Genomic DNA, 9,418 nt, shown 5'->3' with positions numbered 1-9,418 from the left:
CTCATGGTCCGCCGAAAGGTAATCGCGAAGGCCAGAGCACACAGACGCGCTCCCCCCCCCCCCCCCCCCCCCCCCCCCCCGCCTCGGCGTTCAGGCGCCGGGCTCGACGCGGGGGTGCTCGCCCTCGGTCGGCCAGCGCAGCACGGCCCCGAGGCCCCCGACCGGCTCGTCCTCGCCCGCCTCGGCCCCCGCCACCCCCCGGTTGTCGGCCGCCAGGTCCTCGGCGGGGGTCCGGTCCCGCGCGGCCTCCCCGACGACGACCGCGTCCGCACCGGTCAGCGCGGCGGCGCGGAGCAGCGCGTCGTCGGCGCGGACGGCGAAGGGCTCCGGCTCCCCGAGGGCCCGCGCGTCGGTGCGGCGCAGCGCGATCTGGTCGGCCTCGGGCCCCGCCCACACCTCGCGGTGGGCCTCGGAGCCGTCCGGCCTGAGCAGCAGCGTGTCGATCCGGTGCTCGCGCGCGGCCTCGATCAGCGCCGGCACGCCGTCGGCCGCGCCGACCCTGCCGTCGCCCCGGTGCTTGGCCGCGGCGAACCGCTCCAGCGCGCGGGCCGAACGGCGGCGGGCGTGCTCCGCGCGTTCGGCCGCGATCCACGCGTCGAGCCGCTCCGACCCGGCACCGGCGGCGCGCCCGCCCCGGTCGGTCTCGACGACCTCCGCCCCCAGGTGCTCCGGCAGCACCGTGTGGACGGTGCGCCGTTCGCGCTCGTCGCCCACCAGCACCACCAGCTCCGCCCCGGTCCTGGTGACGGCCTCCTCGACGGCGGAGGCGACGGTGCGGGCGTTCTCCTCCCAGGTGTTCTCCACGCTCAGTTGGAAGTGGCGTTCGGACCAGTCGGCCGACGCCGTGCGGTGCACCGGCCAGTCCCGCCCCTCCACCGTTCCCTCGGGGCGGCTGCCGGTGGAGGTCCGCAGTTCGAAGTCGGCGCCGACGCGGTCGATGTGCACGACGAGCGTGTCCGGCTCGTCGGGGACGAGTTCGAGCAGCGGCGCGACGTGCGGGAGCGGGGCCCAGACGCTGGTGGAGTCGCCGGGCGGCGGAGTGCTCAGCATCGGGTCGAGCACGACCTCGCCGCGGGTGGCGAAGACCGCCCTGCCGGGCGTCTGCTCCCCGAACGCATAGGTCTCGACGGCCTCGCGGACGGCTCGGCAGGTCTCCGCGTCCGCGCCCTGCTCGGCCAGTTCCTCGCCGAGCCGCCGCGCGGTGAGTTCCCGCCGGCTGTGCAGGGACTCGTCGGCGATCGAGGTGTCCACATAGGCCGTCGCCCAGGGGCCCGGACGGCTGTACAGAGGTGCCAGGGACGCCAGTCGCATGGTGTTCCTCCCGGTTTGTCAGGGTGACTCGACCCCCGCGAGTACCCCTTTTCGGCCCTACCCATGCGCCTCGGCCTCCCGGCCCGCCGGACGGCGGACCGGGAGGCCAGGGGCGGTGGCGTCACGCGTTTGGCCCCGTGCCGCACGGGTACGCGACCGTCGCGTTCCGGCCATGCGGGGCGCGCCGTGGAGGGCTCGCGGGGCGGCTCCGTCCGGCTCCGGGTCACGCCGCGGCGACCGACGCCGCCTTCGTCGAGGAGTGACCACCATGCAGACCGCGTCCCCCCGGTCGACCCCCGGACGGGGCAGCCCCGGCGACCGGGCGGGCGTCCCGCGGGCTTTGTACCCCGCCCGCGCGGGAGGCGGCGCGAGCACCCGGTCCGGGGCGCCGCACCCGCCCGGCCGCGCCTGCCGGCCCACCACGACCGCCCGCGCCCTGTGAACCCGCGTCTCGCCCGGCTGGTCCCCCGCGTCGGGCCGCCCGACCGCCACCAGGTGGTGCAGTCCCTGAAGGCGGCGGCCGCCGCCACCCTGGCCTGGGCGATATCCGGGTGGTGGCTGTCGGCGCCCATGGCACTGATGGCCCCCTGGGCCGCCGTCGCGCTGGTCCAGGGGACGGTGTACCGGTCGGTGCGCACCGCGGCCCAGCTCCTGCTGATGATCACCGTCGGGACGGTGCTCGCCGCCGGGGCGGCGACCCTGACGGGCGACACCATGACCGCCATGGTGATCGTCCTCCCGCTGACCGTGCTGCTCGGCAACTGGGCGCCGGTCGGCGGCCAGGGCCTGTACGCGCCCACCACCGCGCTGTTCGTCCTCGCCTACGGGGCGTACTCGCTCGCGGAAGTCGGGCACCGCCTGCTGGAGACCGCCGTGGGCGCGGCCGTGGGCATCGCGGTGAACGCCCTCGTCCTGCCCCCGGTGCACTCCCTCCACGTCAAGAGGCTGGCCGGCGCGCTGCCGCGCGACTGCGCGCGGCTGCTGCGGGAGCTGGGCGACGGCGTCGCCGACTACGACGACGAGCGGGCGGAGGAGTGGCACCGGAGCGCGAGCGACCTGCTGGGGTCGGTCGCGGAGCTGCGCGTCGCCCGTGCCTGGGACTCGGAGAGCTTCCGGCTCAACCCCGGACACCGCCTGCGCCGCAGGATACCCGCCCCCTCCGACGCGTGGGACCCCGTGTGGACGCGGGTGGCCAACCGCCTCCTCACCCTGACGCTGACCCTGTGGGAGACCGCGTCCGACCAGCGGGCGCTCCCCCGCCCGCCGCGCGTCGCGCGGGACGGGCTGGGCGCGCTCCTGACCGCCGCCGCCGAGATCTGCGCGCTCGATCAGGACATCATGGAGAACGGCGCCGACGACGAGCGGTGCTCGGCGCGGAAGGCCCGCCTGGAGGAGGCGCACCGGGCGCTCCACCGGATGAAGACGTCGCTGCACGGACCGGACCCGGATCTCAGGACGTCGGTCGGCAGCCTCGTGGCGGGCTGCCAGGCGCTGCTGGACGAGCTGGCCCCCGGTGAGGACGGGCTGCCGCTCCCCGTCTGCCGGACGAATGGCGCGGGGTCCGGCGTGGCGTCGTCCACGCACCCCTGACCGGCCGGCGGCGCGTCGCGGTGAGCCGGAGCGCTCGGGCGGGGGGGGGGGGGGGGGGGGGGGGGGACGCGCGGCCCCCCCGGCCCGCGCCGCCACCCCCAAAGAAACAGAAAACCTCCCCCCCCCCCCCCCCCTCCCGCCCCCCCCCCCCCCCCCCCCCCCCCCCCCCCCCCCCCCCCCGGGGCCCGCGGACCCGAACAGAGGAGACCGACGATGCCCTTCAGCCTCTCCGCACTGCTGGACGACGTGCTGCGGCCCCGCCGCCCGGAGGGGCGCGTGCTGGTCACCGGCTGGTTCAGCTTCCTGGACGGGGAGGTGACGGCCGGGGACGCCCTCGCCCAGCGGGCCGTCTCGGCGGCGCTGGACCGCCTGGGCCTGGCCCACGACACGGCGTGGAGCCCCGCCTTCGAACCCGCCGGGCCGACCCTGGAGGAGGCGCCGCCCGAACGCTACGACCAGCTCCTCTTCGTCTGCGGTCCGGTGCACGGGGACCAGCTCACCGCCCTGCACCGGCGCTACGCCGCCTGCCGGCGCGTCGCGGTGGGGGTGAGCGTGGTGGCCCCGGACGGTCCGGCCGTCCGGGGCTTCCACCGGGTGGTGGCGCGCGACGATCCGGGCGGCGGCCTCCTGCCGGACCTGGCGGGGGCCGCGCCGGCGCTGCCCGCCGCCCCGGTGGCGGGGGTGGCCCTGACGTACGGGCAGGGGGAGTACGGGGACCGGCGCGGCCACGACCGCGTCGCCGGGGTCCTGCTCCCCTGGCTGGCCGGGAAGGACTGCGCGCGGGTCGAGGCCGACACCCGGCTGGCCCTCGGCGACTGGCGCCACTGCCGGACGCCCGACCAGTACCTCTCCCTCGTCGCCCGGCTCGACGTCATGGTCACCGACCGGCTGCACGGTCTGGTGCTGGCCCTGCGCTCCGGCGTCCCCGCGCTGGCCGTGGACCCCGTCCGGGGCGGCGCCAAGGTCAGCGGGCAGGCCCAGCTCCTGCGCTGGCCCGCGCTGGTCCCCGGCGAGGACGTGACGACCGCGCTCCTGGACCGGTGGTGGGACTGGTGCCTCTCCCCCGCCGGGCGGGCCGCCGCCCGCCGGCGCGCCGCCCGCCTGCTCGGCCGTCCGCCGACCGCACCACGGCAACGCCCCTGACCTCGATGTTTGGGCACCGCGCCGCGGTGGTACCCGGCCGGGCGACCGCACACCCCCAGGAGGACAGATGACCGCAGACACCCGGCCCGCCGTCCCGGTCGCACTCGTCACCGGCGCGGACTCGGGGATCGGCAGGGCCATCGCCGTGAAACTGGCCGAGCACGGCATGGACGTCGGCCTCACCTGGCACGCCGACCGCGGCGGGGCCGACGCCACCGCCCGCGAGGTCCGCTCCCACGGCCGGCGCGCCGCCGCCGCCCGCCTGGACCTGACCGAGCTGCCGGACGCCGCCGACGTGGTGGACGGCCTCGCGGACGAGCTGGGCCGGGTGGACGTCCTGGTCAACTGCGCGGGCGCGGGCACGGCCGCCCGGTTCCTCGACCTGGAGTTCGACACGGTCCGCGACGTGGTCGACGTCAACCTCGTCGGCCCCTTCCTGTGCTCGCAGCGCGCGGCGCGCCGCATGATCGCCCAGGGGGACGGCGGCCGCATCGTCAACATCACGTCGGTGCACGAACACCAGCCGAGGGTCGGCGCCGCCCCCTACTGCGCCGCGAAGGGCGGGCTGGGGCTGCTGACGCAGGTGATGGCGCTGGAGCTGGCCGAGTACGGCATCACGGTGAACTCGGTGGCCCCCGGCGAGATCGCCACCCCCATGACCGGCCAGGAGGACGTCGAGGTGGAGCGCGTGGACCGGCCCGGCATCCCGCTCGGCCGGCCGGGCGACGCCCGCGAGGTCGCCTCGGTCGTCGCGTTCCTGGCCGGTCCGGAGTCCTCGTACACCACCGGGGCCTCCTGGGTGGTGGACGGCGGGATGCTCCGCATGGGGCCGCAGGCCGGCTCCCACCTCGCCTCCGACGACTGGCGCCGGCCCTGAGCGCGGGCGGCGCGGCGCGAGGCCGGGGCCCGAGGACCGACCGCCCGCACGACGCGCCTTCCCATCCCCACCCCACGGAGGACCCATGATCGACGACACCCTGCCGCTCCTGCTGCGCGGCTACGCCTGGCTCCCCGACCGCCGGCGGCGCAGCGGCGGAGCGCCCGTCCGCGCGCGCCTCCTCGGGAAGCCCGCCATCGCCCTGCACGGTCCGGCGGCGGTGCGGTTCTTCTACGACGAGAACCACGTCCACCGCCACGACGCCCTGCCCCTGCCGGTGATCGACACGCTCTTCGGCCGCGGCGCGGTGCACACCCTGGACGGCGACCGGCACCGGGCGCGCAAGGCGCTGTTCACCGATCTCCTCCTGGACCCCTCGCGCGTGCGGGACCTGGCCGCGCGCGTCGCCCTGGAGGCGGATGGGGCGCGGGCCGAGTGGGCGGGGCGCGAGCGGGTGGTGCTGTTCGACGCGATGGCCTCGGTGCTCACGCGCGCCGTGCACGCCTGGGCGGGGGTGCCGCTGCCCGACGGGGAGGCGTCGCGCACCGCGCGGGACATGATCGCCATGGTCGACGGCTTCGCCTCGGTGGGCCCCCGGCACCTGCGGGCCCGCCGGGCGCGCCGCCGGCAGGAGGAGCGGATCACGCCGCTGGTGGAGGAGGCGCGCGAGCGGCTGCGCGGTGCGCCCCCGGCGCTCGGGGCCGAGCCCACTCCGCTGGAGACGATCGCCGCCCACCGGGACGCGGACGGCGACCTGCTCCCCGCGCGCACCGCGGCGGTCGAGGTGCTGAACGTCCTGCGCCCGACCGCGGCCATCACCTGGTTCGCCGTGTTCGCCGCCCACGCGCTGCACCGCCACCCCGAGCACCGGGCCGCGCTGGCGGGCGACGACGACCCGGCGTACGCCTTCGCCTTCGCCCAGGAGGTCCGCCGGTTCTACCCGTTCGCCCCGTTCGTGGGAGGGCTGGCCGCCGAGCGGCTGCGGTGGTCGGGGCGGACGATCCGGCCCGGCACGCTGGTCCTGCTGGACCTCTACGGGCTCGACCACGACCCCGACCTGTGGCCCGAGCCCTACCGCTTCGACCCGGCCCGCTTCCTCGACGGCGACGCCCCCGCCGACGCCCTGGTCCCGCAGGGCGGCGGCCCCGTGGACGGCCACCGCTGCCCCGGCGAGGACGTGACCGTCGCGGTCCTGGCCACGGTGGCCTCGTTCCTGGCGCGCCTGCCGTACGAGGTGGCCGAGCAGGACCTGCGCATCCCGCTGCGCCGGGTCCCGACGGCGCCCCGGAGCGGGTTCGTGATCAGCGGCGTGGAGGCGGCGTCGGAACCGTACGCGGACGCGGGCCGGGTCTGAGGCTCAGCCGACCCGCCGGCCGGCCAGCGGCGCGGTGTCCTCTCCCCCGCCCCGCCGCACCCCGCGCAGGAAGGCGTGCAGCGCCTCCTCGGAGGAGCGGGTCGGGCGCCAGCCGAGGACCCGGTGCGCCCGGCCCGAGTCCAGGAGCGGCAGGCGCAGCACGGCGTCGAACAGGTGCGGCGAGGCCGGCACGGCGCGGGCCCGCCAGGCGGCGGCCAGCGCGGCGCGCACCAGGGGCGCGGGGACCTTGACGACGCGGGAGCCGAGCATCTCCGCCAGCGTGCGGGCGTCGATCACCGGGTCGGCCGCCAGGTTGAACGCCCCGCTCACCTCGCGCAGCGCGGCGAGCCGGTACGCCTCGGCGGCGTCGGCGGTGTGGAGCGCCTGGAAGCGGAGCCCCTTCAGGTCGGGGACGAAGGGGAGGAGGTCGGGCCGGAGCAGCGGGCCCGGCAGGTACCGCCCGGCGAAGATGCGGCGCTGCTCGGAGGCCGCGGACTCCTTGAAGAGGAAGCCGGGGCGCATCCTGACGACGCGGATCCGCGGATTCCGCAGCTCGTAGGCGTCGAGGACCCGCTCCAGGTAGGACTTCTCCCGGCAGTAGGCCGCGTCGGGCCAGCCGTGCGTGGGCCAGGACTCGTCGACGCCCGGTTCGTCCTTGGGGCCGGGCGAGTAGGCGCCGACGGACGAGGCGTGGACGAGGGCGGGGACGCCGCTCCGCGCCACCGCGTCGAAGACGCGCAGGGAGCCGAGCACGTTGCTGCGCCAGGTGACGACCGGGTCGTGGGTGGGCTGGAAGCGCCAGGCCAGGTGCACGACGGCGTCCGCGCCCCGCAGCATGTCCACGAGCCGGTCCTCGCTGCCGGGGCGCGAGAGGTCGACGGTGTCCCACCGCACCCCCGCGATCTCCAGGGAGGGCCTCCTGCGGGCGAGGGCCAGCACGGAGGCCACCTCGGGGTCCCCGGCCAACGCGCGGACGACGCTCGTCCCGACGTTGCCGGTGGCCCCCGTGACGACGATCCGCCTGCCCGCGGAGGGGGTGTCGTTCTCCATGGCGTGCTTCCTTCCTGGGGCGTCCCGAAGTCCTCGGGGGTCGTGGGGCCCCGTGGCTCCGGGACCGGTCCGGGTCAGGGGACGAGGAGCGTCTTGATCATGCCGTCAGCCTTCTTCTGGAACGTCTCGTAGGCCTGGGGGCCCTGCTCCAGCGGCAGGCGGTGGGTGGCGAAACCGTCCACGCCGAGCGGGTCGTCGTCGCCCAGCAGCGGCAGGATGTCGTCGACCCAGCGCTTGACGTTGGCCTGGCCCATGCGGAGCTGGATCTGCTTGTCGAACATGGTCAGCATCGGCATCGGGTCGGCGGACCCGCCGTAGACGCCGCTGATGGAGATCGTGCCGCCCCGGCGCACCAGGTCGACGGCCGTGTGCAGGGCGGTGAGGCGGTCGATGCCGGCCGTCTCCATCAGGCGCCGTCCGACCGCGTCGGGCAGCAGGCCGACCGCCGCGTGGGCCGCCTTGGCGACGGGCGCGCCGTGGGCCTCCATGCCGACGGCGTCGATCACCGCGTCCGTGCCGCGCCCGTCCGTGAGGTCCCTGACGGCGTCGCCGAGGTCCTTGCCGTGCCGGCGCAGGTCGAGGCAGGTGACCCCGTGGGCGCGCGCCCGGTCGAGGCGGTCGGGCACCAGGTCCACGCCCACGACGAGGCCCGCGCCCCGGTGCAGGGCGATCCGCGCGGCCATGGCCCCGATCGGCCCGAGGCCGAGGACGGTGACGCTTCCGCCGGGCGGGATGTCCGCGTACTCCACGGCCTGCCAGGCGGTGGGCAGGACGTCCGACAGGTAGACGAACCGGTCGTCCGGCGGGCCGTGCGGGACCTTGATCGGCAGGGCGTTGCCGAAGGGCGCCCGCAGGTACTCGGCCTGGCCGCCGGGGACCTGGCCGTAGAGCTTGGTGTACCCGAAGAGGGAGGCGCCGGTGCCGTAGGCGCGCACCTGGGTGGTCTCGCACTGGGAGTGCAGCCCCTGCCCGCACATGTGGCAGTGGCCGCAGGAGACGTTGAAGGGGATCACGACCCGGTCTCCGGGGGCGACCGCCACCACCTCTGCGCCGACCTCCTCGACGATGCCCATCGGCTCGTGGCCGAGGATGTCGCCGGGGTCGAGGTAGGGGCCCAGCACCTCGTAGAGGTGGAGGTCGGAGCCGCAGATCCCGGTCGAGGTGATCTTGACGATGATGTCCGTCGGCTCCTGGATGCGCGGGTCCGGGACCGTCTCCACCCGGACGTCCCGCTTTCCCTGATAGGTCAATGCGCGCACGGCTGCTCCCTTTTTCCACGTCCGCGTCGGCCGTCGCCCCCTTCAGGGGCATGATCGCCTGCCGGGTTCCCATGGGACGGTCCGTGAAACACGGCGCCACCGCGAGGAAGGCGATCTGCCTCCAGCGCACCGATCGGCTTCGGACGCGGCTTTCGGAATTCCGGGCGCGCGCGGGCGGCCGCCGGGAGGCGGGTGAGAGGATGACGGCATGGGAAAAAGCGCTCTCATCGTCATCGACATGATCAACACGTACGACCATCCCGACGCCGAGCAGCTCGTTCCGTCCGTCCGGACCGCGCTTCCGCCTCTCACCGGCCTGATCGACCGCGCCCGCTCCGAGAAGGCGCCGGTCATCTACGCCAACGACAATTTCGGGGAATGGCGGTCCCATCACGGGGAACTCGTCGAGACGGCTCTCCAGGGCCCTTATGCCGAACTCGTGGAGCCCGTGCTGCCCGACGACCATTCCCTTTTCGTCGTCAAGGCGAGACATTCCATCTTCTACGAGACGCCGCTCGCTTATCTGCTCTCCGAACTGGGCGCGGACCATGTCGTCCTCTGCGGCCAGGTGACCGAGCAGTGCGTCCTGTATTCGGCGCTCGACGCCCATATCCGGCATCTGCGCGTCACCGTCCCCCGCGACGCGGTGGCCCACATCCATCAGGATCTGGCCGAGGCGGCCCTGCGCATGATGGAGCGCAACATGGGCGCCGCGATCCAGGACGCGCGGGACGTCGCCTTCTGACGGCCGGGGGGGGGGGGGGGGGGGGGGGGGGGGGGAGGCCCACCCGCCTCCCGCCTCCGGGGGGGGGGGGGGTCCAAACCCAGTGGTGC

The 9,418-nt window shown here is 76.0% G+C and carries 8 protein-coding genes; 5 read left to right on the top strand and 3 right to left on the bottom strand.

Annotated elements, in window-relative coordinates:
* Positions 1 to 90 precede the first annotated feature (90 nt).
* Positions 91 to 1,311, bottom strand: a complete 1,221-nt coding sequence (locus ACZ6EJ_RS16900; RefSeq protein ID WP_469267871.1) for a baeRF2 domain-containing protein — start codon at positions 1,309 to 1,311, stop codon at positions 91 to 93.
* Positions 1,312 to 1,749: 438 nt separating this feature from the next.
* Here ACZ6EJ_RS16900 and ACZ6EJ_RS16895 point away from each other — a divergent pair, with 438 nt between their 5' ends.
* The 4 genes from ACZ6EJ_RS16895 to ACZ6EJ_RS16880 all read left to right on the top strand — a co-directional run bounded on the left by ACZ6EJ_RS16895 (position 1,750) and on the right by ACZ6EJ_RS16880 (position 6,275).
* Positions 1,750 to 2,901, top strand: a complete 1,152-nt coding sequence (locus ACZ6EJ_RS16895) for an FUSC family protein (protein ID WP_469267870.1) — start codon at positions 1,750 to 1,752, stop codon at positions 2,899 to 2,901.
* Between the two features lie 213 nt (positions 2,902 to 3,114).
* The gene (locus ACZ6EJ_RS16890) at positions 3,115 to 4,044 is read left to right on the top strand and encodes a polysaccharide pyruvyl transferase family protein (RefSeq protein WP_469267869.1); all 930 of its coding nucleotides are present in this window, start codon (positions 3,115 to 3,117) and stop codon (positions 4,042 to 4,044) included.
* Between the two features lie 67 nt (positions 4,045 to 4,111).
* Positions 4,112 to 4,921, top strand: a complete 810-nt coding sequence (locus ACZ6EJ_RS16885; RefSeq protein WP_469267868.1) for an SDR family oxidoreductase — start codon at positions 4,112 to 4,114, stop codon at positions 4,919 to 4,921.
* Positions 4,922 to 5,006: 85 nt separating this feature from the next.
* A complete protein-coding gene (locus tag ACZ6EJ_RS16880) occupies positions 5,007 to 6,275 on the top strand; it encodes a cytochrome P450 (RefSeq protein ID WP_469267867.1) in 1,269 nt (422 codons plus the stop codon).
* 3 nt (positions 6,276 to 6,278) lie between these two features.
* On the opposite strand, the gene ACZ6EJ_RS16875 is transcribed toward ACZ6EJ_RS16880, so the two are convergent.
* Entirely contained in the window at positions 6,279 to 7,325 is a 1,047-nt protein-coding gene (locus ACZ6EJ_RS16875; RefSeq protein WP_469267866.1) for an NAD-dependent epimerase/dehydratase family protein, read from the bottom strand.
* Between the two features lie 74 nt (positions 7,326 to 7,399).
* Entirely contained in the window at positions 7,400 to 8,584 is a 1,185-nt protein-coding gene (locus tag ACZ6EJ_RS16870; RefSeq protein WP_469267865.1) for an alcohol dehydrogenase catalytic domain-containing protein, read from the bottom strand.
* A gap of 208 nt (positions 8,585 to 8,792) precedes the next feature.
* On the opposite strand from ACZ6EJ_RS16870, the gene ACZ6EJ_RS16865 reads away from it, so the two are divergent.
* Positions 8,793 to 9,329, top strand: a complete 537-nt coding sequence (locus tag ACZ6EJ_RS16865; protein ID WP_469267864.1) for a cysteine hydrolase family protein — start codon at positions 8,793 to 8,795, stop codon at positions 9,327 to 9,329.
* Positions 9,330 to 9,418: the final 89 nt, after the last annotated feature.

This window comes from Streptomyces sp. NPDC041970, from assembly GCF_055588985.1.
Note: the sequence above shows the minus strand (reverse complement) of the source record. Positions and strands in the feature narration are given on the sequence as shown.